Source organism: Citricoccus sp. K5 (assembly GCF_902506195.1).
Taxonomy (GTDB): Bacteria; Actinomycetota; Actinomycetes; order Actinomycetales; family Micrococcaceae; genus Citricoccus.
In genome coordinates this window covers 1,755,206-1,779,607 of sequence record NZ_LR732817.1, presented here as the reverse complement: position 1 = coordinate 1,779,607, position 24,402 = coordinate 1,755,206, and the positions used below count along the sequence as shown (strand labels likewise).

The 24,402-nt window shown below is 65.3% G+C and carries 18 protein-coding genes and 1 rRNA gene; 13 read left to right on the top strand and 6 right to left on the bottom strand.

What is annotated here, in order from left to right:
• Positions 1-36 precede the first annotated feature (36 nt).
• The 3 genes from BOSE125_RS07915 to BOSE125_RS07905 all read right to left on the bottom strand — a co-directional run bounded on the left by BOSE125_RS07915 (position 37) and on the right by BOSE125_RS07905 (position 2,451).
• Positions 37-801, bottom strand: coding sequence for a hypothetical protein (locus BOSE125_RS07915; RefSeq protein ID WP_159551494.1), 765 nt, complete (start codon positions 799-801; stop codon positions 37-39).
• Between the two features lie 223 nt (positions 802-1,024).
• Entirely contained in the window at positions 1,025-1,750 is a 726-nt protein-coding gene (rpf, locus tag BOSE125_RS07910; RefSeq protein WP_159551492.1) for a resuscitation-promoting factor Rpf, read from the bottom strand.
• A 242-nt stretch (positions 1,751-1,992) separates the two neighbouring features.
• The gene (locus BOSE125_RS07905) at positions 1,993-2,451 is read right to left on the bottom strand and encodes an ankyrin repeat domain-containing protein (protein ID WP_159551490.1); all 459 of its coding nucleotides are present in this window, start codon (positions 2,449-2,451) and stop codon (positions 1,993-1,995) included.
• Between the two features lie 219 nt (positions 2,452-2,670).
• On the opposite strand from BOSE125_RS07905, the gene BOSE125_RS07900 reads away from it, so the two are divergent.
• The 5 genes from BOSE125_RS07900 to tyrS all read left to right on the top strand — a co-directional run bounded on the left by BOSE125_RS07900 (position 2,671) and on the right by tyrS (position 9,959).
• Positions 2,671-3,918: an argininosuccinate synthase gene (locus BOSE125_RS07900; protein WP_159551488.1), complete on the top strand. Its 1,248-nt coding sequence runs from the start codon at positions 2,671-2,673 to the stop codon at positions 3,916-3,918.
• A gap of 15 nt (positions 3,919-3,933) precedes the next feature.
• Positions 3,934-5,415, top strand: a complete 1,482-nt coding sequence (gene argH / locus BOSE125_RS07895; protein ID WP_159554922.1) for an argininosuccinate lyase — start codon at positions 3,934-3,936, stop codon at positions 5,413-5,415.
• A complete protein-coding gene (locus BOSE125_RS07890) occupies positions 5,412-6,152 on the top strand; it encodes a DNA-3-methyladenine glycosylase (RefSeq protein WP_236557876.1) in 741 nt (246 codons plus the stop codon). The genes argH and BOSE125_RS07890 overlap by 4 nt, the downstream gene beginning before the upstream one ends.
• Before the next feature lie 136 nt (positions 6,153-6,288).
• Entirely contained in the window at positions 6,289-8,529 is a 2,241-nt protein-coding gene (locus BOSE125_RS07885; protein WP_159554918.1) for an AAA family ATPase, read from the top strand.
• 83 nt (positions 8,530-8,612) lie between these two features.
• Positions 8,613-9,959, top strand: coding sequence for a tyrosine--tRNA ligase (gene tyrS / locus BOSE125_RS07880; protein ID WP_236557875.1), 1,347 nt, complete (start codon positions 8,613-8,615; stop codon positions 9,957-9,959).
• A gap of 1,014 nt (positions 9,960-10,973) precedes the next feature.
• Here tyrS and BOSE125_RS07875 read toward each other — a convergent pair.
• Entirely contained in the window at positions 10,974-12,806 is a 1,833-nt protein-coding gene (locus tag BOSE125_RS07875; RefSeq protein WP_236557874.1) for a DUF262 domain-containing protein, read from the bottom strand.
• 367 nt (positions 12,807-13,173) lie between these two features.
• Between BOSE125_RS07875 and BOSE125_RS07870 the strand changes: the two genes are divergently transcribed.
• The 4 genes from BOSE125_RS07870 (at position 13,174) to BOSE125_RS07855 (ending at position 17,389) form a co-directional block, all read left to right on the top strand.
• Entirely contained in the window at positions 13,174-14,010 is an 837-nt protein-coding gene (locus BOSE125_RS07870) for a hypothetical protein (RefSeq protein WP_159551484.1), read from the top strand.
• A 119-nt stretch (positions 14,011-14,129) separates the two neighbouring features.
• A complete protein-coding gene (locus BOSE125_RS07865) occupies positions 14,130-14,438 on the top strand; it encodes a dihydrofolate reductase family protein (protein WP_159551483.1) in 309 nt (102 codons plus the stop codon).
• Between the two features lie 191 nt (positions 14,439-14,629).
• Entirely contained in the window at positions 14,630-16,003 is a 1,374-nt protein-coding gene (locus tag BOSE125_RS07860) for a HEPN domain-containing protein (protein WP_159551481.1), read from the top strand.
• Positions 16,004-16,330: 327 nt separating this feature from the next.
• Positions 16,331-17,389 (top strand): hypothetical protein, encoded by a 1,059-nt coding sequence (locus tag BOSE125_RS07855; protein ID WP_159551479.1) that lies wholly within the window; start codon positions 16,331-16,333, stop codon positions 17,387-17,389.
• A gap of 106 nt (positions 17,390-17,495) precedes the next feature.
• Here BOSE125_RS07855 and BOSE125_RS07850 read toward each other — a convergent pair whose 3' ends face one another.
• Positions 17,496-18,749, bottom strand: coding sequence for an IS256 family transposase (locus BOSE125_RS07850; protein ID WP_159554914.1), 1,254 nt, complete (start codon positions 18,747-18,749; stop codon positions 17,496-17,498).
• Positions 18,742-19,830, bottom strand: a complete 1,089-nt coding sequence (locus BOSE125_RS07845) for an IS110 family transposase (protein ID WP_159554912.1) — start codon at positions 19,828-19,830, stop codon at positions 18,742-18,744. Before BOSE125_RS07845 ends, BOSE125_RS07850 begins: the two co-directional genes overlap by 8 nt.
• A 373-nt stretch (positions 19,831-20,203) precedes the next feature.
• Here BOSE125_RS07845 and BOSE125_RS07840 point away from each other — a divergent pair, with 373 nt between their 5' ends.
• The 4 genes from BOSE125_RS07840 (at position 20,204) to BOSE125_RS07825 (ending at position 24,402) form a co-directional block, all read left to right on the top strand.
• Entirely contained in the window at positions 20,204-21,124 is a 921-nt protein-coding gene (locus BOSE125_RS07840) for a YhcG family protein (RefSeq protein ID WP_159551477.1), read from the top strand.
• Between the two features lie 123 nt (positions 21,125-21,247).
• Positions 21,248-22,339 carry an IS110 family transposase gene (locus BOSE125_RS07835; RefSeq protein ID WP_159551475.1) on the top strand — a complete coding sequence of 364 codons (1,092 nt, stop codon included), beginning with the start codon at positions 21,248-21,250 and terminating at the stop codon, positions 22,337-22,339.
• Positions 22,340-22,985: 646 nt separating this feature from the next.
• Positions 22,986-23,102, top strand: a 5S ribosomal RNA gene (rrf, locus tag BOSE125_RS07830).
• 139 nt (positions 23,103-23,241) lie between these two features.
• Positions 23,242-24,402, top strand: a complete 1,161-nt coding sequence (locus BOSE125_RS07825; protein WP_201301161.1) for a hypothetical protein — start codon at positions 23,242-23,244, stop codon at positions 24,400-24,402.

Sequence of the window (24,402 nt, the reverse complement as noted above, 5' to 3'; positions counted from 1 at the left end):
GGACCCGAAGGACGGCCGGGTCCGTGAAGCGGCGTCCTAGAGGCCCGGGACGGAGAAGATCGTGTCTTCGGCGGGCATCTCCACCGTCTCCACGGCGTCCCACTCGGAGAAGTCGATCGTGCCGGTGCCGGACGAGGAGTCGGAGGAGGCCGAAGGGGAGGCGGACTCGTCGTCGGAGGACGCCGCCTCGGCCTCGACTCGGACCAGCTTGTTGTCCTTGGACACGTAGAGGCTCACGGGTTCATCGGAGTCCTCGGTGCTGCCGGTGTACTTGTAGACCTCTTCGCCGTTCAGATCGACGGCCTCGGAGGTGTACTCGGAGTCGCTGAATTCATCGGACGAGGGAATGTCCTCGGTGAAGGCCTCCCACAAGGCGGACATGGTGAAACCGCCCTGTTCGGCGGGCATCTCCAGCCACTTGTCACCCACCATCTCCTGCAGCTGGGCGCCGCCGCCGTTCTCCTCGTAGAACGCGGTGTTCGGCTTCATGTAGGTGTACTCGTCATTGCCGAGGATCTCGACCGCGACGTCCCCCATGGCCACGTTGCCGGAGTAGGACGAATTGTCGATCTGACCGGAGATGGCCACGGTCATGTCCTGGCCGCCCTGGCTCACGCTGCCGTCGATGGCCACGGACGTCGCGTCCTCGATCGAGGCGTGGGCCTCGGGCCACACGTCCTCCAGTGCCGGAACGCCGGAGCCGGCGCAGCCGGCCAGGGTCAGGGCTGCAGCGGCGCCCAGTGCGGTGATGCCCAGGACGCGGAGCGGCTTGCGCTGGGTGGTGGTGATGCTCGTCGGCATAGAGGTCCCCCTCGAGACTGTTGAACCGGTGATGTCCGGCCGCAGGGTGCGACAGGGCGAAACGATCACGGGCCACGCCAGCCTATCGGCGTCCACCCCCAACGCAGAACGCGTTGGATGGGGAGTACTCCCCATCCAACGCGTTCGTTGTGCTGCTGGCAGCCGGCGGACCACTGGTCCGTCCGGTGCCGTCAGCCGGTGCTGCAGATCTGAACCGTCAGGATCAGGCCGGCAGGTGCAGGGTCTGGCCGACGAAGATCAGGTTCGCATCAGCCACGGTGTCCGAGTTGGCCGCGTACAGGGCCTCCCAGCCGCCGTCGACGCCGTGGGCGTCGGCCAGCTTGGAGATGGTGTCGCCGGCCTGGACGGTGATGGTCTCGTCCGACTTCTCGACCGGGGACACGGCGGAGGCGCGCTCCTCCTGGACCGGAGCCTGCTGCTGAGGTGCCTGCTGCTGCGGCTCGGCCTGCTTCTTCTCGGCCTTGGGCGCGGCCTGCTTCTTCTCGACCTTCGGAGCGGCCTCCTGGGTCTGGGAAGAGGTCTCGGCCGACTGGGTGGTCACCTCGGCGCTGCCGCCGTTGCCGTAGAGGCCCAGCTTGGCGGAGCAGGCGGGCCAGGCGCCCCAGCCCTGCATGGAGAGCAGGTTCTCGGCCACGCGGATCTGCTCGGCCTTGGAGGCCTGGTGCGGCATGCCGGAGCCGCCGGCGGCGCTCCAGGAGCTCGGGGAGAACTGCAGGCCACCGTAGTAGCCGTTGCCGGTGTTGATGGACCAGTTGCCTCCGGACTCGCACTGGGCCAGGGCGTCCCAGCTGGAGGCCGGGGCGGCGGTGGCGGGTGCGGAGAGGGCGGTCAGGCCGGCGCCGGCCACGGCAACGCCGGCGAGGCCTGCGGCCGAGCGGCGGATGATGGTGCGGCGGGTGGACTGGGAGGCAGTGGAAGTCTTCTGCATGATTTCTTGGGGTTTCGGCCCACCACTGCTCAGGCCGTCCCCGACCGTCCATGCAGCACCGTCCGCCGTCCGCGATGGATTTCACGGCACGGGGTTCCCAAGGGACGGTGCAGGTGGGGGAACCCCGCAGGCTTCCTGCCAGATCACGAAAAGATCACGAAGCAGGACTAGGTCCAGTGAAATGCATCAGAACGATAACGTCAAATTATCCTCGGCATTCGGGGTGGATTCTCATCCTGCTCTCATGCGCGGAGTTCGGGATCGTCCAGGAGTGTCCGCATCGATTCGAGCCCGAACATGTCGACGGCGGCGCGGGCGCTCACGGGGCCCTCGTCCGGATCTGCGCCCGCGGCCAGTAGTGCCCGCACCGACTCCTCGTTCTGCACGAAGACTGCGCAGGACAACGCCGACTGACCGCGGCCGTTGAGCCGGTGCACGTCGGCGCCCCGCTCGATCAGGGCCGTCACCAGCCCCGGATGGTTGTTGTAGGTGGCAAGAATCAGCAGGGTGTCGCCCTTGTGGTTGGCGAGATCGACGGGGACACCCTGGTCAAGGACGGGTAGCAGCCGGTCGCCGTCCCCGGCGCGGGCCAGGTCGAAGAGGGAGTTCAGGAACTCCAGTTCCTCATCGGTCAGCTCCGGCGTGCTGTTCGCTGTCGGCTGGTCGTCGGACTGGCTGGCGTGTGGGGTATCGCTCGTCATGGCACCAGATTACGGTGAGGGCACGGCGTCGTGCAGAAGCCCTGGGGGAAAGCGGCGCGGTCAACCCGGTGTCGAAGGGTGGTTCGGCATGCGCTGCATAAATATGTAGACTCTTGCATAGAGCAGGCCGGCCGTTCCGCACGCGGTGCGCGGCCCCGTGGCAGGCACCCTCGCAGGCGGCAACGCCGGCACTATCGCAGGCAACAGAAGGAGTACGCAATGACAGAGCGCATCGTCTTGGCCTATTCGGGCGGACTGGATACGTCGGTGGCCATCGGTTGGATCAGTGAGGCCACGGGCGCCGAGGTGATCGCCGTGGCCGTGGACGTGGGCCAGGGCGGCGAGGACCTGGAGACCATCCGTCAGCGCGCCCTCGACTGTGGCGCCGTCGAAGCCTATGTTGCGGATGCTCGGGACGAGTTCGCCGAGCAGTACTGCATGCCGACGCTCAAGGCCAACGGCCTGTACATGGACGCCTACCCGCTGGTCTCGGCCATCTCCCGGCCGGTCATCGTCCGCCACCTGGTCGCCGCCGCCCGCCAGTTCGGGGCCACCACCGTGGCCCACGGCTGCACCGGCAAGGGCAATGACCAGGTCCGCTTCGAGGTCGGCATCCAGACCCTGGGCCCGGACCTGAAGTGCATCGCACCCGTCCGGGACCTTGCCCTGACCCGGGACAAGGCCATCGAGTATGCCGAGCGCCATGAACTGCCGATCGTCACCACGAAGAAGAACCCCTTCTCGATCGACCAGAACGTCTGGGGCCGCGCCGTGGAGACCGGCTTCCTCGAGGACATCTGGAACGGACCGACCAAGGACGTCTATGACTACTCGGACGACCCGGCCTTCCCGCCGGCTCCGGACGTGGTCACCGTGACCTTCGACCAGGGCGTGCCCACCGCCCTGGACGGCCGCTCTCTCTCCGCGTTGCAGATCATCGAGGAGATGAACCGCCGGGCCGGCGCCCAGGGCATCGGCCGCATCGACATCGTCGAGGACCGCCTGGTCGGCATCAAGTCCCGTGAGATCTACGAGGCCCCCGGCGCCATGGCGCTCATGACCGCCCATCGGGAGCTCGAGAACGTGACGCTCGAGCGTGAGCAGGCCCGCTTCAAGAAGACCGTGGACCAGCGCTGGACCGAGATCGTCTACGACGGCCAGTGGTTCTCCCCGCTGAAGAAGAACCTGGACACCTTCGTGGACGAGACCCAGAAGTACGTCTCCGGCGACATCCGCATGGAGATGCACGGCGGCCGCGCCACCGTGCAGGGACGCCGCTCCGACACCGGCCTGTACGACTTCAGCCTGGCCACCTACGACGAGGGCGATGCCTTCGACCAGTCCTCGGCCCGCGGGTTCATCGACATCTTCGGCCTGTCCTCGAAGGTGGCCACCGAACGCGACGAGCGCGTGGCCGGGGACGTGGACTCGCTGGCCGACGTCGCCCAGCTCTCGAACGAGAGCTGAGCCGTGCCCGAGAACGTGCCGGGGAACCGTGGGGGCTCCGAGGCCGCAGGACGGTCCGGGCCCGCGGAACGCCACGGCACCAACGAGGGCTCGTTGTGGGGCGGCCGGTTCGCCGGCGGCCCCGCCGATGCCCTGGCGGCGCTGAGCAAGTCCACCGACTTCGACTGGCGGCTGGCCCGGTATGACATTGCCGGGTCCCGGGCCCACGCCCGGGTGCTGCAGGAGGCCGGCCTGCTCGACGACAGCGAGCTCACCGGCATGCTGGCCGCCCTCGACCGCCTGGAGGACGATGTCGTCTCGGGCGCCTACGTCGCCTCCGAGGCGGACGAGGACGTGCACGGCTCCCTGGAGCGTGGACTCATCGAGCGGGCCGGGCCGGAGCTGGGCGGCAAGCTCCGCGCCGGCCGGTCCCGCAACGACCAGATCGCCACGCTGGGCCGGATGTTCCTGCGCGACCACGCCCGGGTGATCGCCGCGCGGCTGGTGGAGACGATCGACGCGCTGGTGGCCCAGGCCGAAGCGCACCCGTACGCGCCGATGCCCGGCCGGACGCACCTGCAGCACGCGCAACCGGTGCTGTTGAGCCATCACCTGCTGGCCCACGCCTGGGCGATGGCCCGGGACGTGGAACGCCTCGTGGACTGGGACCGCCGTGCCGCCGTGTCGCCCTACGGCTCGGGTGCCCTGGCCGGGTCCTCGCTCGGGCTGGATCCGAACGCGGTCGCCACCGAGCTCGGATTCGACTCCGCGGTCTGGAACTCGATCGATGGCACCGCCTCCCGGGACGTCTTCGCGGAGTTCGCGTGGGTGAGTGCCATGGTCGGTGTGGACCTGTCCCGCATCAGTGAGGAGATCATCTTCTGGGCCACCAAGGAGGCCGGTTTCGTCACCCTGGACGATGCCTACTCCACGGGCTCCTCGATCATGCCGCAGAAGAAGAACCCGGATGTCGCCGAACTGGCGCGTGGCAAGTCCGGGCGCCTGATCGGCAACCTGACCGGTCTGCTGGCGACCCTCAAGGGGCTGCCGCTGGCGTACAACCGTGACCTGCAGGAGGACAAGGAGCCGGTCTTCGATGCCGCGGACACCCTGGAGCTGTTGCTGCCCGCGGTCTCCGGGATGATCGCGACGCTGACCTTCAACACGGAGAAGATGGCAGAGCTGGCGCCGCAGGGATTCGCCCTGGCCACGGACATCGCGGAATGGCTGGTCCGCCAGGGCGTGCCGTTCCGTGAGGCCCACGAGCTGTCCGGAGAGGCGGTCAAGCTAGCCGAGTCCCGTGACGCGGAGTTGTGGGACCTCACGGACGAGGACTATGCCTCCATCTCCCCGGCCCTGACCCCGGAGGTCCGAACGGTCCTGTCCACCGAGGGCTCACTCAACTCTCGCAGCGCGCAGGGCGGTACAGCTCCGGTGGCCGTTGCGGCGCAGCTGTCCGAGCTCAGGTCCCAGTTGGAACCGCTGCGCGCCTTCGGGGACTCCTCGGTCCTTCCGTGACTCCGAGAGGACTGGAGCCTCTGGAACGCGGGAGCCTGCACGCGGCACCGCTGCTGCTGGGCTCCACGCTGACCGTCGCCCGTCACGGGGCGGCGGTCAGCGTGCGCCTGACGGAGGTCGAGGCCTACGAGGGATCCCGTGACCCCGGCTCGCACGGCTTCCGGGGGCGCACGGCCCGCACTGCCACCATGTTCGGGCCGGTCGGTCACATCTACGTGTACTTCACCTACGGGATGCACTGGTGCGTGAACATCGTGTGCGGCCCGGAGGGAACCAGCTCGGGCGTGCTGTTGCGCGCCGGGGAGGTGGTCGCGGGGATGGACACCGCCCTTGCGCGCCGCGGTGCCGGTCCCGTGGCCGGCGCTGCAGTCCGTTCCCGACCGCCCAGGACAGCCCATCAGCTGGCCTCAGGCCCGGCCCGCCTGGCCCAGGCCCTGGGCATCGGGGCCGGTGACGACGGCTCAGCCCTGCTCCTCGGCGCGGCACCCGGTCAGGTGCTGGACCCGGTCCCGGAGCACTCGGTGCCGGACGGGATCTGGTTGTCCGGGCTGCGGTCCCGACGCCGGCCCGGGACCCTGAGCGGTCCACGCACCGGGGTCTCAGGCGAGGGTGGCGGACCGGACTACCCGTGGCGCTTCTGGCTGCCGGATGAGCCCTCGGTGTCTCCCTACCGGGCGTCCCGGCCACGGCGCCGGCGCGAGAGCCGGGAAGAGAGACGGGAAGAGAGACGGGATTAATACGGCGTTCACCCCAACGGCTGTACCATGGATGGTCACTCGTTCCGAGGTGCCCAGGGGTTCTGACGGATTCGTCGGACCCTTCGGGCGCCATCGATAGCCCTAAGGTGTGCAAGGCATGACTGATGTGGTTCCGATCCACCAGACCGAACTGGAGCATGAGCGCGAATACGTCGCCGGGCTCTATGAGCGCCTGGACGAACTGCGTGCCGAGAAGGAACGCCAGCTGGCCCGTGTCCGCAAGGACGGCCCGCAGGGCTCGGTGCAGAACGTCTCCGAGCGTGATGCTTTCGCCAGTCTCTACGAGGACCGCCTCGCCCAGCTCTACGCCGTTGACGACCGGCTGGTCTTCGGCCGGCTGGACATGGACGAAGGCGACGAACGCTACATCGGGCGCATCGGCCTGACGGACGAGGACCAGGTCCGGCTCATGGTCGACTGGCGGGCCCCGGAGGCCGGCGCCTTCTACCAGGCCACCGCCCATCAACGGCTGGGGGTGCGCCGCCGCCGCCACCTGATGCTGCGCGGCCGCACCGTGGCCGACCTCGAGGACGATGTCCTGGACGCCACGCTGCTGGACGATGAATCGACCCACCACGGCGCGGGTGCCCTCCTGGCGGCCGTCACGGCCCGGCGCACCGGCCAGATGGGTGACATCGTCGCCACCATCCAGGCCGAACAGGACGCCATCATCCGCTCGCCCCTCAAGGGAGTGCTGGTGGTCCAGGGCGGGCCCGGCACCGGCAAGACGGCCGTGGCCCTGCACCGCGCCGCCTACCTGCTCTACACGCACCGCGAACGGCTGAAGACGGCGGGCGTGCTGCTCGTGGGGCCGTCCCAGTCGTTCATGCGCTATATCGACCGCGTGCTGCCCTCCCTCGGCGAGACCGGCGTGGTCATGTCCTCTCTCGGCCGTCTGATGCCCGGCATCAAGGCCGTCCCCGAGGCTGACCGGCGGGTCGCGAAGGTGAAGGGCCGGCTGTTCATGGCCGAGGTGGTGGCCAACGCCGTGGCCAACCGCCAGCGCCTTCCGGACGGGCCGCGCCGGGTGGACGTCGGCGGGACCACCCTGACCATCCGCCCGAAGCAGGTCCGCCGGGCCCGCGACCGTGCCCGGGCCACGGGCAAGCCGCACAACGAGGCGCGCACCACGTTCGTCAAGATCATGGTGCGCGAGCTCGCCGACCAGCTGAAGGACAAGCTGGAGAAGTCCTCCGGGGCGGGCAACAACATCGACCGCTCCTACCTCTCCGAGGACGTCCGGACCTCTCGGGACGTGCGCATCGCCCTGAACCTGTGTTGGATGCCGCTGACCCCGGAGAAGCTCCTCTCTGAACTGTTCTCCAAACCGGGTCACCTGGAGATGGCCGCACCGTTCCTCAAGGCGAAGCAACGCCGCCGCCTGCTGCGTGCGGCCGACGCGCCCTGGACCGAGGCGGACGTCCCGCTGCTGGACGAGGCCGCCGAATTGCTGGGGGAGTGGGACGCCAGCGCCGGCCGCCTCCAGGCCACTCAGCAGGCCGACCGCAAACGGGACGTGGCCAACGCGGAGGCCACCCTGGAGAACGTCCACGCCATGCTCGAGGACTTCGGGGTGGACGGCGTGGTCTCCGCGGAGGCCCTGGCGGATGCCAATCAGGCCGGGGACCACTATGTCTCCGCCGCTGAGCGCGCCGCTACGGATCGCACCTGGACCTACGGACACGTGGTGGTCGACGAGTCACAGGAACTCTCGCCCATGCAGTGGCGGTTGCTCGTGCGCCGCTGTCCGCTGAAGTCGTTCACCATCGTCGGGGACATCGCCCAGGCCTCCTCGGCGGCCAACGTGACCTCCTGGGCCGAAGCCCTCGAGCCGTTCGTCCAGGACCGCTGGCACCTGGAGGAGCTGACGGTGAATTACCGCACCCCGGCCAAGATCACCCGACTGGCCGCACGCGTGGCCCAGGAGGCGGGCCTGCCGGTGTCCAACCCGCAAGCCGTGCGAGAGGGTGACTGGGAGCCGACGGTCACTCGAGTGGCCGCTGCGGACCGTCAGGACGCCCTGCTGTCCGGCATCGCCGAAGACCTGGAACGGATCGACGGCGGCCTGCTCGCCGTGATCGCGCCGGTCTCCCTCGAGGACCAGGTCACCACCCTGCTGCGGGCCAAGTACGGCGATCGCGTGGGCTCCGGCGGCGGGGGACTGGGCCAGGACATCGTGGCCACCACCCCCGGCGAGGCCAAGGGGCTGGAATTCGACGCGGTCGTACTGCTCGAGCCGGCCCAGATCGTGGCCGAGGCCGGCGGCATCGTCGGCGATCTCTATGTGGCCATGACCCGGTCCACCCAGACCCTGCGGATCCTGGCCTCCGGCGAACTGCCGGCCGGACTGGACTAGCCACCGGGCCGGCGTCGGGCCCTCACCGCCACCGACGCACCCGCTGACCCTGACGCATCGACACTCCCCGAGAGGCCCTCCCCGTGACCAGCACGTCCACCACCGGTGCCCCCACCGCGAACCCGGCCCTGGCCGGACAGAGCAACGACCCGTCCTTCCCCACCCTCTGGCAGGAACTGCAGTGGCGCGGTCTCGTCCACGTCTCCACGGACGAGGCAGCCCTGGAGGAGTTGCTCGACGGCGAGCCGGTCACCTACTACTGCGGTTTCGACCCGACGGCTCCGTCGCTGCATCTGGGCAACCTGGTGCAGATCCTGCTGCTGCGCCGGCTTCAGCTGGCCGGCCACAAGCCCCTCGGACTGGTGGGCGGCTCCACGGGGTTGATCGGCGACCCGCGGCAGACGGCCGAACGTGTGCTGAACGACCGCGATACCGTCACCGAATGGGTCGGGTACCTGCGCGGACAGATCGAGCGCTTCCTCTCCTTCGAGGGGGACAACGCCGCGCGCATGGTCAACAACCTGGACTGGACCGGTCAGATGAGCGCCCTGGACTTCCTGCGGGACGTGGGCAAGCACTTCCGGGTGGGCACCATGGTCAAGAAGGAGACCGTGGCCAAGCGCCTGAACTCGGACGAGGGGATCTCCTACACGGAGTTCTCCTACCAGGTCCTGCAGGGGATGGACTTCCTGAACCTGTACCGCGACTACGGCTGCGTGCTGCAGACGGGAGGATCGGACCAGTGGGGCAACCTGACCTCGGGGACGGACCTGATCCGCAAGGTCGAGGGCGTCTCTGCCCACGCCATCGGCACTCCGCTGATCACCAATTCGGACGGGACCAAGTTCGGCAAGTCGGAGGGCAACGCCATCTGGCTGGACGCCCGGATGTGCTCGCCGTACACCTTCTACCAGTTCTGGTTGAACACCGCGGACGCGGACGTGCTGGACCGCCTGAAGGTCTTCACGTTCCTCACCCGCGAGCAGATCGGGACGCTCGAGGCCAAGGTGCGTGAGGAGCCCTTCCGGCGGGAGGCGCAGAAGACCCTCGCCTGGGAGGTCACGTCCCTCGTGCACGGCGAGGACGCCACCCGCAAGGTCATCGACGCCTCGGCGGCGATCTTCGGCCAGGGGGATCTGGCGTCGGTGGACGAGCACACCCTCGCCGCGGCCACTGCCGAGCTGCCGACGGCGGCCGCCGGCCTCGGAACGCACGGTCCCGTAGGCATCGTGGACCTGTTGACCTCCACCGGGTTGTCGGCCTCCAACTCGGAGGCACGCCGTACGGTCAACGACGGCGGTGCCTCGGTGAACAACGTCAAGGTCACCGATCTGGAGGCCACCTTTGGCACGGACGATGCCCTGCACGGGAAGTACCTCCTGGTGCGCCGCGGCAAGAAGAACATGGCCCTGGTGGACCTGACCGCCTGAACATCTGACCCCCGACTGGCCGTCCCCTCACGGAGGGGGCGGCCAGTTTCGTCTCAGATCACTCGGGAACGCGGGAGAGACCTGCCTCACAACCTCAGGTCGCTCCGGGCCGCAAGCCGGAAAAGACCCCGGAATCACACGCATCCGGGGCCGTGGAGCGCTGTCAGAGGCGGATTTTGCGGCCACTCGAATCCGTGTGTATAGTTCTTCAAGTCGCCAGCCGCGAAAGCGGAAAAACAAGTGGCCACCCCGAACTGAAATGCAGGCCTAGACTACTGCGCCCTTCAAGGTGTAATGTCAGGGTCCCGCACGAAGTACGGGCCATGCAGGAAGAAGTGATTGAGCCCCTGAGCGGCCGTCGCGGATCACCTGGATGGATATAGCCGAAGAACTGAGATTTGATTCGAAGAAATCGCCGGAAACGCCGATTTGACGGGATGAAATCGAAGGGATAAGGTTGAGAACCGCGGATGAGGAAAGCCGGAAAGCGGCCCAAAGATTTGGGTTTATCTGGTTAGTATTTATTACGTACCTGTTGTTTGAGAACTCAATAGTGTGCCAAGTTTGTTGATGCCAATTTTTTGAATTGGTTGATTGGTTGCTGGGACACACCCCGTGTGTTTGCAGTGACTTTTTGCCATGGATTTTTGGGTGGCATGTGGGTNCCCGACAGACCCTCGGCCCGCAACCGCAGCACGAGCTTGGCCTTAATCTTCCTTACCATTGAGAACTGCTCCTTCCGCCGGGTGCCCTTTACACCCGGCGGAAGGAGCCTAAGCAGGTGGCTCCGAACGACAATAACGGTGGCTCCGAAGACAGCAAATGCGTCAACCGGCCACCGGCTCCCAACCCCAATACGAGTGGACCTCAGTACTCCGAATATTCAACGGGGTGGGAGGTCGCTGTGTAGGTCGGACGGAGCACGGGGAAGCGGCCGCGTCAGCGTCTGGGCCGATCAGGCCTCAGCCCCGCATTTTGCTGAGGAGCCCAACGCAGCCCGCCGGTGCATCTTCCTCAGTCGGAGTCGTCGCCTTCCGCGAGTTCCTCGTCAAGATCAACGAGTGGAGCTTTCGCGGCGGTCTCTGTCGACGCAGAAGTTTGAGTCCTGAGCTTGTCATAGATGCGAGCGGTCAGGTTCGCACGGCGCTGATCGAAAAAGTCCTTGAACTCATCGACCGAGTGGGGAAGTGATGGGGGCAGTGCGTTCCGCGCGAGGAATGCACTGCGGTCATCCTCAGACGGGAACTCCGCTGCCAGCCACCTGTCCGGGGTCTTGTCCGACTTGCCGATGTTCTCGAGACCGGGAAGGAGTTCCAAGTTCGGCAGGCGGTCTCTCAGGGCGAGGAGGTCGTTGATCTCGTCGGCGCTGAACCTTGGTGTGCCATCTGCGTTCTTTTGTTGGCGCAGCCTCTTCCTGTCGAGTTGCGTAGCCGGGAAGACGTGGTCGACATGGAACTGGTTTCGTGTGTCGACGTGTGGGAACAGTGCTGCGAGCACGGCGAAGGTGCGCGCTTTGCCATATTCCAGGCTTAAAATGTCCTCGACCAGGGCGTCAGTGACTGCAAGCGGCTTGCCGCGGCGGGACATCGCCCGCTCGATCGCAGCAACCGGGAATGCAGTGTTCCCCTGGGCTTTGATGACCTCCCGTAGGTCGCGGAGCAGGGTATCCAGGCCTGAACCCCAGACGCCTCGAACGATCAGGGATCGCAGCACCCATGACCGGAGGGCATCACGGTCCTCGCGGGTCTTCGGCGATTCCCGGTAGGAGTGGTCGAGCTTGCGGTGGTGGACGTAGTAGGCGACCGGAATCAGCACACTGTCTGCGGTAAGCGACCCACCCGACAAGCCGAAGTCGCTCAGAAGTCCGACCGCAACCTGGAGAGACGTACTCATGGCGTCCCAGCCGTCCTCGAGCTTGGCCATATTCGCCGTGGTGAAGTTCTTGACCTTGAACCCGATGTCACCGACGTCTGCAAGTACCAAGCCCGACTTCAGAATCGTGTCCCTGGAGAAGTTGAATCCGTTCCCCGTCTGATTCAGGGAGTCCACCAGCCCGTGAACAGCGGCACGAGCATCGCCTTCCCACTGCGCAGTAGCGATAGAAAGAAGCAGGTCGCTGTACGACAGGACGGTGCCCCCGGAATTCACTCTGACGAAGATGTCGAGCACCCTTTCGATGTCTTGATCGTCTTCTTCGTAGAAGTGGAGGCTGGCAGTCTTGTGAACCTGTTCCCAGAGCTTCCCAACGAGATCGAGGGACCGCTCATTGTTCCCCTCTCCGTATCTCGCCATGATCTTCATCATTGCGGCAGGTTCCGGCGCATCGAAGACGTCTGACACCGGTAACCATTTCCTGGTCTCGTCATCCGCAGACGAATCGATGTCGTTCTTGGTCAAGAACTGAAAGTGGTACTTGAGGCCGAGTTCATTTTCCGGGGCCTCACCCGCCAGATTCAGATGCAGACGGCGTTCCGGGTAAGACCACGGCTTGTTCGCCCAGCCGCCATGGTTCTTGTAGGCGTAGGTGCCACGAAGCCCGAGGTTGAGGGAGGTCAGCCGCTGCTGACCATCAAGAATGGCGACTACTTCACGGTCGGTGGGGATGTCGATGACGGGGTTGTGACGATTGTCGAAGGCGCTGTAGTCCTTCATGAATCCATAGAACTTGAATTTGCTGATCGTCTCGGGAAGCACCTTCCACGAGAGAAAGTTCCCGACGGGGTAACCACGCATGATCGAGTCGAACAAACGGATGATTTGAGAGGGTTTCCAAACGTACTCCCGCTGAATCGCCGGAAGTATCAGCTTTCGGTCCAGGATCTGCAGCAGCGCGTCTGCGATCGACATCGGCTCTTTGTGCCCCATATTGCTACCCTAATCGTTGCCTCTCGCCAACGACGCAGGATCGGGATTGCGTTCGCAATGCCGTGACGGTGCTCCGCAGAGGCGACAACGGCGACGCGCGTGAATCCGCGATCCACTGCTGGACCCGGAGAACCTGGCCCGCTTCGAGCCCGAGCCGATCAGCGAAAGTGACCTGGACGCGTTCATGCCGCGCGGGATGAGCGTCTGGCGTCCGCCTGACTCCGTGTAGGCCGCTGTCCGTCCCCAGCCTTTGATAACTGCACCATCGGATCGACGTGGGGAGCAACCACGGCGTAGATCCACGCCGCCGCCGCCATGGCGCGTGAGGAGCACCGGGTATTCTCAGCCCATGGATGACAGCGACACGATCGCGACCGCTGGGTCGACGTTCTCCCAGGCACTGAACGCTGCGGCAAAGTTGCCGGGCGTACGGATCGATCGGGCTGCCTATCTGCGAACGGCGTTGAAGCGCCACTGCACAGAGGATCAACTCGAGCGGGCGATCGCCGACAGCCCTGCTGCGGCGGGCATACCGCTCAAGATCATCACCGAAGCCGCCAATACTTCGATCCGCCACGAGACCAGCAAGGTCACCGGTCTGTCAGCCCTTGCGGGGGTTCCCGGCGGATTCGCCATGATCGGCACGGTACCCGCCGACGTCGCCCAGTATCTCGGCCACATGCTACGGGTCTCTCAGAAGCTGGCGTACATCTATAGCTGGCCTGATCTCTTCAACGGAGACGACGATGAGATGGACGAAGCCACCGAGGGCATCCTCACGCTCTTCCTCGGCGTCATGCTCGGCGTCCAGATCGCCCAAGGTGGAGTTACGAAAGCAGCAGCCATGATCGCCACCCAAGTGGCGAAGAAACTACCGCAGCAAGCACTCACCAAGGGCGTGATCTACCCCGTCGTCAAGAAGGTCGCTGGCTACCTCGGAGTTCGAATGACGACCAGGATCTTTGCGAGTGGAGTAGCCAAGGCCATCCCCGTCGTCGGAGCGGTACTCTCAGGGGGGCTCACGCTTGGCACTTTCCTCCCCATGGCGAAGAAACTGCAGAAGCATCTCGCGAGCCTTGAGCTGACCAAACCAGGACACCGCCCAGAAGCGGCGCATGCCAGCGATCCCCTGATCGTCGACGGCGAGCTGCTGGACGACCCCGCCGAAGCTGTACGCGACCGGTAACCCTCGTCCCACAGCCCGGGAGCATCGGATTCTACTGCCCACCATCGGCGCGCAGCACCTCGACCAGGGTTTCGAGCTCGCGTTCGAGCTCCGCGGCACTCGACGCAACCGGCAAGGATATGGAGATCGGCGGCGCGGGCCTGGCCGCACAGGCGATCGAGCTCGGTCTCGTCGAAGAGCTGCGCATGCTCCGCTGTCCGATCATCGTCGGCGGCGGCACACCGTTACTGGCGCCGGTCGCCGACGCTGTCCCGCTCCAGCTGGTCGAGGCCAGGATGTTTGGCTCAGAGGTGATCTACGAGCGCTACCGGCGAGTCCGTGACGTCTCGGGCCGACACACCCCCACCGGCACATTCACCCGATCCGCTGGCGCGTGCCGCAAGCGGATCCCCTGCGGCCCAGTATCCACCTCGTCTGGCGATCAGTGAAGAGCACTTGTGACAACAGTGCCGTCGACTGATGAAGCCGACACCCAGGCTCACTGACCACGTTGTGGAGCAGGCTCAGTCCATGATTGACCTGGGGCTGCCGAAGACCGAGGTTGCGGCCCCCAGAGGACATTCTCTCGCCAAACGTTGTACGCCGCGTTGCGACGCGGGGAAGGATCAAGGTGATCAGCATGACCGAGCCGCGACAAGTGTTGCTTGGACGTGTCGGTTCGACCCCTGAGTCACCGGCAACTCTTGAAGAAGGAGAGGGCGCTTTTCGTCTTTATCCCGAGAAGGCGTTCGAAAGCCTCCGGCAGGTGATCCCTTTGCCAACAGACAATGGGGCCCTGGCGCTCAGTGCGGACCCTCAGCATGCGGCAGCCGACTGGTCCTCTCGGACACTATGGGGTTTGCGTGAGGGCCAACCATTCACGGTTTTTTCAGCCAACATGCGGGTCGGCACGACGCTAGGCATGAAGCCAGTTTACTCTGCCCACTCCATCCTTTGGGGCGCTCACGTTGAGGACTCAAGTGTCGAGGCAACGGCCGTCCGCCTGCGCTTTAGTTTCCCGCCCACAGGATGGGCAGAGCAGGGTTCAGTGATCACTGCCGCAGGGGCACTGAGCGCGTGGGTTGAGGACAACCATGTCGATGGCCTGGAGTGGAGGCCGTCCGCCCCACATTCGATTGACGATTTTAAGGGCGGGTTCCCTCAGGTCTTCACGACGCTGTTCCACCTTTGGACCGATAAGATCAATAAGGTTACGGAACTCCAGGTATGCATCGAGGATGTCGGCTGGTGCGAGCTGGCGCGGATTGATGACGGCGGACCCGTCAAGCATGTCTCCGAACCGTTGTTGAGTCTAGATAGCCTCACCTTGGACATCGTGGGCCAGTGGTTAAACCGATCGGACCAGCTTGGCCCTATCCCGTTCATGGTGTTTCCAGGTGACCTGGCGCTACAGGTGGAGGCCTTTGTGGTCGCCTCAGCGCTGGAGGGCACGCATCGGAGATTGCACCCAGACGAAGTGCGCCGCGGACTTCAAGAGGTGCCGAAGGCTGAGCTCAAGAGGGCCAAGAAGGCCGCAAAGAAGGCCGGAGTCGAGGCTCTTGATCCATCGCCCGAGTATGTGAAAGACGTTGAAGCTGCCTTTGCTCAAGCCGTAGGGCACGTGGAGGAACTGACCTTCGCGGAACGCATAGAGCACATCGTGGGCAGGGTCTCCGAGGTCGCTCCAGGGCTGCTAGGTCCGTCATCGGAGGGCTGGATTAAGAGTTTGAGAGACATCCGGAATACTCAAGCCCATGCCTTAACAAAGCATGATGACTTCAACCAGGCCGAAGTCTCCCTCTACTACGTGATGAGTAGAACGGGCCGATGGGTGCTAAGAATTCGCCTGCTGCAGGAACTCGTCAGCGATGATCAGTTAGGGGCGGCGTTGCGCCGCTCGAGCGATTTTCTGCACACCTTGGCAGACATCGACGAAGAAAAGTACTGGTCCGATTTCTCCACATACGACGCATTCCAGGACGCCAACTTGAAGACTATTGAAGAACCTTCGTGACCTGGCGCAGTCCCATTAACTCGCCTTGATCTGATCACGGCAGATACAGAGCGCCAGCAGGTGGCCGAGGACGATGGAAAAGGCCGGACCGCAAACTAGAGCTATGGATCAAGGAAGGACGGGCTCAAGATGGGCAAGGCGTCGAGACGGCCCAGCAGGCAGAGCAGGAATCGACGCGCAAAATCAGCCCTCCTGCTGACGAGCGGCAGCGACTTGGAGATCATCGTTGTCACCAGCCCCCTTAACGACGGCGGCCAAGAAGGTTCCCTCCGGGAGGACGTACGACTTGTGCGGTCGGCTCTCCTGTATGCCGATCGAGTAAGACTAATGTCGCCCATTGCGGTGATGACCGCTGGGATGGCAGTGGCCGCGTCTGAGGTAGGTGGGGCTCTGCCGATGCAGATGTTGAGTCAGTTCACCGATGAACACCTATGCCAACTAGGGGTGTCTGAGGAGGACCTCGCACAATTTCGCCGCCTTATGACTCAGTGGGAAGCAATGCGGAAGATACCGCGACAGCAACGCCGAGCATTTCCCGCTCAACATCGAGATGCTATTCAACATCTACGACGTTCGATTGAAAAACCTGCGGCGCGAATGGCTCAGGACGTTGCCTCCCGGGCAGAAGACATGTGGGTGAAGTTCGGTGCCTCCGATCTCACCGTGGCGGCGGAATCCGGCCTGCTCGAATTGCCGACTGAAGCGTTGCCTTTGGGTGATGATGGCTCCCTGGACGTCGAGAAGTACAAACAGAGCCTTTCTGGACTGATCGAGGATCCGTCTTCGCACCTTATGTTCGACCATCCAACCGCTCGCATTGTTGATTTGATGGTCAAAGAAGAGGTGGCCACGATGAATCCCTTGACTGAAAGCCGCGCGAAAAAGATCGCGACAGGAACTGGCCTTATCGAGCGGTTGCCCGCGTTCCCGGACTCAAATATCGAGCAGGTACTAGAAACGCGCGAGGATCTCCGCGACTCACTGTCACGTTATCGACGCAGCACTGCGCAGTTATCAGCGAAGCTGGCCTCGGGGCCACTCGACGCCGCTCTCCAAGTTGAGGTAAATGAGCTCTACCGTGATGAGGTTTACCCCAGTCTCCGGGAACTGCGGAAAGATCTCAGCGGAACTGGCCTATTAAGGGAGGCTGCGCGGAACATCCTCCAAGACCCGAAGGACCTCGTTGTAGGTGCGGTAGGTGCGGTGTTCTGCGCCGGAATCGGCGCCACCACCGATCTGTCCGACGTCATTGCGAACACTGCAGCTGTAGCTTCGGCAGGATTAGGGGCAACAGGTAAGGCGGCAGCGGCAGCCATGGACCGGAAAGAAACAGCTCGACGCCATGACCTTTACTACCTGTTGAGGGTAAACGAACAGCTCCGTTGATGTCCCTCCGAGGTCCTAGCGCCACTGGTCATCATTCCCACACTGCCGCACGCGCCAGGTCAAGTCCCTGGAAGTGGTGTAACGGTCTGATCCTTCGTTGTTGTTGTCAGGCGCTGAGTTCGAGGGCGGTGTCGGGTTCGGTGTTCACCTCGTTTCTGGTGTCGTCGACGGCGGTGAGGCGGCAGCGGTGCAGGACCTCGAGGCCGAGGTAGCGGCGTCCTTCGGTCCATTCGTCGGTCTGTTCGGCCAGGACGGCCCCGACGAGCCGGACGATGGCCTGGCGGTTGGGGAAGATGCCGACGGAGTCGGTGCGGCGCCGGATCTCGCGGTTGAGCCGCTCCTGGGGGTTGTTGGACCAGATCTGGGTCCAGACGTCCTTCGGGAACGTGGTGAAGGCCAGGATGTCGGCCCGAGCGGCGTCGAGGTGCTCAGCCACGGCGGGCAGCTTCTCGCCCACGTAGTCGATGAGCCGGTCGAACTGCGCGTTCACCGCGGCGGCATCTGGCTGGTCATACACGCTGTGCAGCATCGCCTTCACGGCCGGCCACATGGACTTCGGGGTGATGCCCATCAGGTTCGCAGAGTAATGCGTCCGACACCGTTGCCAGGCGGCGCCGGGCAGGTTCGCAGCGATGGCGTCCTTGAGCCCGGTGTGGGCATCGGAGGTGACCAGGCGGACCCCGCCCAGACCCCGGGCGACGAGATCGGCGAAGAACTCATTCCACGCCGCCCCGGTCTCCGAGGTGGCCACCCGCAGGCCCAACACCTCGCGGTGCCCGTCGGCGTTGACGCCGGTGGCAAGCAGCACCACGGCATTGACCACCCGGCCGCCCTCGCGGACCTTCATCGTCAGCGCGTCGGCGGCCACGAACGTGAACGGCCCTGCCGCGTCCAGGGGCCGGTGGCGGAAGGCCTCGACCTGCTCGTCCAAGTTCTCGGCCATCCGCGACACCTGGGACTTCGACAGGACGTTGATGCCCAGTGTCTTCACGAGTTTGTCCATCCGGCGAGTCGACACCCCGGCGAGGTAACAGTCCGCCACCACCGTGATCAGCGCCGACTCGGCCCGCTTCCTGCGTTCCAGCAGCCACTCGGGAAAGTAGGTGCCCGATCTGAGTTTGGGGATGGCCACGTCGATGATCCCGACCCGGGTATCCAGCTCGCGGTGGCGGTAACCGTTCCGCTGGGCGGTGCGGGTCGTGGCGGGTCTGCCCCACTCGGCGCCGACGACCGCGTCGGCGTCGGCGGAGAGTAGAGAGTTGATCACGGTCTGCAACAGAGAACGCATCAAGTCCGGGGAGGCTTCGGACAGGGCTTCACTGAGCAGGCCAGCAGGGATGCTCCTATAGATGTCAAGCAGCTGCGGGTAGTGCCGTGATGGTCCATGCCGGCGGATCGGCTGGCTTGGTGAGTAGACGATAAACCTCTCGGGCGATCGCGCGCTTAAGACAACGCATGATGTCCTTCTTCGATAGTCCTTCGGCGGTGCGTCGCTCTACGTAGGCCCGGGTCTGTGGGTGGTATCGCATCCGGGCCAGCGCAATGGTGTAGAGCGCATTGTTCGCGGCCCGGTCACCACCGCGGTTGAGTCGGTGCCGGTGCTGGCGCTTCCCGGAGGAGGCTGGGACCGGGGCAACTCCGGTCAGATGAGCGAAGGAGGCCTCAGAGCCGAGTCGGTCGGGGTTATCACCAGCGGTGACCAACAACTGAGCCGCGACCAGCACGCCGACGCCGGGACGGTCGCGCAGCTGCGGGGCCGCCTCCTGGGTCAGTTCGCTCAGCCCCCGGTGCAGCTGACTGACCTCCTCGTCCAGGCTGGCGTGACGGCGAGCTAAGGACCGCAACGCCAGCTTGCAGGCCACGTGAGGATCGGTCAGGTTGGTGGCGGGCCGCAGACGGGCGATGGACTTCACCATCTTCGCCCTGGGCAGTGGCGCGAGGTGCTCGTGAAGATCGGCCGGCCCGTTGAGCAGCAACGCTCGGATCTGGTTGATGCACTGGGTCCGCGCCTTCACTGCCGAGCGGTGCGCAAGGCGTAGGCACCGTATCGATTCCACGATGCCATCGCGCGACTTCGGCGTGCCGGTGGCACGTCCGGATGCTGCTGCCCGGGCCGCTGCATAGGCATCCAGCGGGTCGGACTTGCCCAGCGAGCGGCGCGCCGTACGGTCAGGTCGGTCGACCTCGACCACGATGATCCCGGCCCCCGTGAGTACCCGCATCAGTCCCGCACCGTAGGAACCGGTCCCTTCGATGCCCACCTTCACGAGCTGACCGAAACCGGCCAGCCAGTCCTTCAGGGCCTCGTAACCGGCCACCGTCGCCGGAAACTCGCGGTCGCCCAGTTCGCGGCCGAGCGTGTCGACCACCGCGGCGTGGTGGGTGAGCGAGTGGGTGTCAACTCCGCCAAAGACCTCCAGGGCCGAAGGATGTTCCGTCATCATGATGCAGTGCCACCTTTCAGATCCAACTACAGGGGACGGCACGAGACCGGCACCATGAGGTGGACAAGACAGTGATGGGGCTGCTGCACAAGCTCCTATAAGGTCACACCACAGGTCCAGTCACGTGCGTGGTACCCCGGGCTGCGAGGCCGACAAATCCCATGCAAAGGCAGTCACTGACGCCCGTCGACAATCGAGTCAGACCCCCGCCCGGGGTACCCAACTCCATCATCACTGTCGACAATATGAGGAGCGGTCACCGTGGTGACTCCTTTCGAGGATTCTGTGCAAGGTTGACTCGAAGGATCACACCGGTGGCCGCGTCTACGTCTGGATCGACGTGCCGGACCACCGTGCGTTACACCACTCTATGGGGCACTACTTCGGACGGGACATCCTGGCCCGGCAAGAACACCAGGGCTGGGGCAGCGGGATCATTGGCCGACTGGCCCAGGACCTGCGGGCTGAGTTCCCTCAGATGAAGGGCTTCTCCCGGAGCAACCTGTTCTACATGCGGGCTTTCGCCGCGGCCTGGCCGGACTGGGACCCAAATGTCCCACAGCCTGTGGGACATTTGCCGTGGGGCCACGTCCGGGTCCTGCTGGACAAGCTCAACACCGCATCGGCGCGGGACCGATATGCCGCCGCTGCCGTGGAGCACGGGTGGTCCCGGAACGTGCTGATGAACATGATCATGAACCGGTCCCTGGAGCGCTCCGGCACCGCCCCCTCGAACTTCGGCACCCATCTGGCGGCCCCGGATTCGGAGTTGGCGCAGCAGGTCGCCAAGGATCCTTATTCCTTCGAGTTCCTGGGCTTGTCCGGAGCTGTCGCTGAACGGGACCTGGAGCAGGCCCTGATGGACCGGATCACTGAGACGTTGCGGGAGTTGGGGCACGGCTTTGCGTTCGTGGGGCGTCAGGTGCACCTCGAGGTGGATGGGGACGACTTTTACATCGACCTGTTGTTCTTCCACGTCGAACAGCTACGTTACTTCGTCATCGAGCTCAAGACCGGCAAGTTCCAACCGGAGTATGCCGGCAAGCTGAACTTCTACGTCGCCCTGGTCGATGACCGGCTCAAACGCGAGGCCCACGCGCCAACGGTGGGGATCCTGATTTGCGGCAGCAAGAACGACCACACCGTCCGATACGCGCTGGGTCGGTCAACGTCACCACTGGCGGTCTCCGCCTACACCTACGACCAGCTGCCAGCAGTCGACCGGAGTCTGGTTCCGGCCGAGGACCAGCTCACCGCCGCCCTGGACGCCTTGCCCGACGAGGAACCCTAGACGGTATGTAGTGACCCGTCCGGCATGGAGGGGTTGCGGGCCGGGGCCTCACTCACAAAGATTCGTGGGTTACCGGACAAGGAGCCCCTTGCCCGGCCTTGCCGACAGTTGTGGGAGGCCCCGGTGTTTACCGAGCGTACGAGTGTCGGGCTCGATGTGCACGCACGATCCGTCGCCGCAGCGGCGATCGACGGCGTCACGGGAGAGCTCATCCACACCAGACTTACCCCGTCACACGATCACATCATCTCCTGGGTCCAGGACCTGCCCGGCCCGGTGGCCGTAGCCTACGAAGCCGGCCCCACCGGATTCGGCCTGTACCGGGCCCTGGCGGCAGCGGGAATCCGGTGCGAGGTCGTGGCCCCGTCCAAGCTTCAACGGCCGGCCGGCGACCGGGTCAAGACCGATGCGAAGGACGCGGTGCACCTGGCCCGGCTGCTGCGCCTGGACGAGGTCGTTTCGGTGGCTGTGCCGTCCGCGGACCAAGAAGCGGCCCGGGACCTGGTCCGGGCCCGGGAGGACTGCCGGGGCGATCTCATGCGCGCCCGCCACCGGCTCTCGAAACTATTGCTGCGCCAGGGCCTGGTCTACAACGGCGGCCAAGCCTGGACCGGGACCCACCACACCTGGCTCGTCAACGATGCCCGGCCACAGTTGACACAGCGGCCGACCCAGATGGCGTTCGAGTCAGACTACGAGACCGTGATGGCCACCCTGGCCCGCCGAGACCGGCTCGACGCGGCCATCGGGACCATGGCCGCGGACTCGGAGTTCACGGACCTGGTGCACAGGCTGGGGTGTCTGCGCGGGGTCTCCCCCCTGACCGGGTTCGCCCTGGCGGTGGAGATCGGGGACTGGCACCGGTTCACCGGCAACACCATAGGCTCCTTCGTCGGGCTGGTCCCCTCGGAGCACTCCTCCGGGGCGTCCCGGGTCCAGGGGCCGATCACCAAGGCCGGTAACACCCATGCCCGTCGCCTGCTGGTCGAGGCCGCCTGGCACCACCGGCCCCAATACCGGATCGGCAAGACCATGCGGGACCGGTGGGACTTGGCCCCCGCCGAGGCCAGGCTCCGTGGTGATGCTGGCAACCGGCGCCTGCATGACCGGTGGGTTCGATTCCTTCAGCGCAATAAGCGGGGCACGGTGGCCAACGTGGCCATCGCCCGGGAACTGGCCGGCTGGTGCTGGTCGCTGGCCGTGATGCAGGAATAAGGCCCATAGACAGCTTCGTCCTGACGCCGTGGCCGGTGGCAGCGCGTGGAGCGACCCGCGAGATAGCTATGGGCAGCCGGGCGCCATGCCCGGCGACGCCCGATCCTAGACACGCGGTCCCGCTCCTGCCGAACACCCCGTCCTGCGGTAGCCAACCCGCGCATATCAGCCTGACCGCGCGTCGATCACAGACACGCTCACCAGACACCTCCAGGACGAAGCAAGAGGCGCCCGCCCCCATGGTCAGGGACGGGCGCCTCGCCCTGCCTCTTGACAGGAGACCACTACATATCAGCTATAGCTGCCTCGCATCCCATGGGTTACAAGACGTCTCATGGCTGCCTTGGCGAGCACATGAGGAGGTCGCGGAATTCCGGCCTTCTTGGGGTCCGGCTGCTTCTCGCAACTATGTATCGGAACTAAGAGATTGCGCGGATAGGCGGGTGTGGTTCGTATCCTGCGGGCGGCGTGTCGCTGTGGGCCGGCACGGGAGGGTTGTCGCTTCGATGGAAGTGCGACCTATCCGTTCGAGGCGAAGGACCCTTGCCCGTGCCAGCACTTCCATCCTCAATCATCGAGCCCCTGTGGTGCCAGTTCNCCACGGCGCACGCCAGGGTCAGGGGTGTTGACAGTAGGGTAAAAGAGTTACGGCGGTCATAGCGTGGGGGAAACGCCCGGTCCCATTCCGAACCCGGAAGCTAAGACCCACTGCGCCGATGGTACTGCATCCGGGAGGATGTGGGAGAGTAGGACGCCGCCGGACAACCATTGAGGGAAGGGCCCCGCACACGAGTGCGGGGCCCTTCTCGTTTAACCGTGTCGGCTACGATTGTGAAGCTGTCCGTCGGAGTACGCCATGCCGTGCTGCCGCCGTCATCAAGACCGAGGAGAGGATCATCAGGATGTCCGAGAACGAGGAGCGCTCCGGCTCATCTGATCGTCCGCGCCGTCACGGCGGGGGACGGCCCGAGCGGGGATTCGGTTCCGGGTCCCGTGGTGGCGGTCCCCGCCGGGAGGGCAGGCCGGAACGCGGAGGAGCTCGGCATGACCGCCGTGGGTCACGTGATGGTGGCCCGCGCGTCGAGAACCGGGGTTCTGCCCACAATCCGGGGGACCTGCGCAGTTCCAACCGGCCGGACCGGGCCAAGTCTCCTGAGATCGATGAGGATGTGACCGGCAAGGAGCTAGACCGCGCGACCAGCCGTGAGCTGGACACCCTGGACGAACGAAACCGTCCGTGGGTGGCACGTCACCTGGTGATGGCCGGCCGGCTGCTGGACATCGATCCGCAGCTGGCCTTCGAACACGCCCTGGCTGCCAGTCGGCGTGGCGGACGCCTCGGTTGCGTCCGGGAGGCCGTCGGACTGACCGCCTACGGGGCTGGACAGTACGCGGAGGCGCTGCGGGAGTTCCGGACCTACCGCCGCATCACGGGGGACAATACCCACCTGCCGGAGATGGTGGACAGTGAACGTGCCCTCGGCCGGCATGACAAGGCCCTTGAACTCGCGGGCGACGTCGACCAGGCGTCCCTGGAGAAGGCGATCCGGGCAGAATTGGCCATGGTGCTCTCCGGCATCCATCGTGACCAGGGGGATATCGACTCTGCTCTGGCAGTGCTGCAGATTCCCGAGCTCGATCGCCATCGCGGTTTCTCCTTCAGTCCCCGACTGTTCCGCGCCTATGCGGATGTCCTGACTGAGGCCGGCCGTGGTGAGGAGGCCAAGGCCTGGCGCCGGCAGGCCAGTGTGGCTGAACGGGCGCTGGGCATCGGTGCCTTCGAGGATCCGGAGATCATCGACTTCGGATTGGACGATGACGGCTCCGAGGACCGGCCCCGTGCCCGTGACCTGGTGCCCCCGGGAGCGTCTTCGGACGGCCGGGACGAAGGCGTTCAGGACGTGGACGGCCAGGCTGGGGACGGGCGGCTGGATGAGGAGGATCTCGGGTCCATGGTGACCTCTCAGCGGGCCCAGGCCGAGGAAGCGTCTCCGGAGGCGGATGAGCCGGAGGAGACAGACGGTGAGGTCCCCGCTGACGATCAGGACCGCGGAGACCGCTGA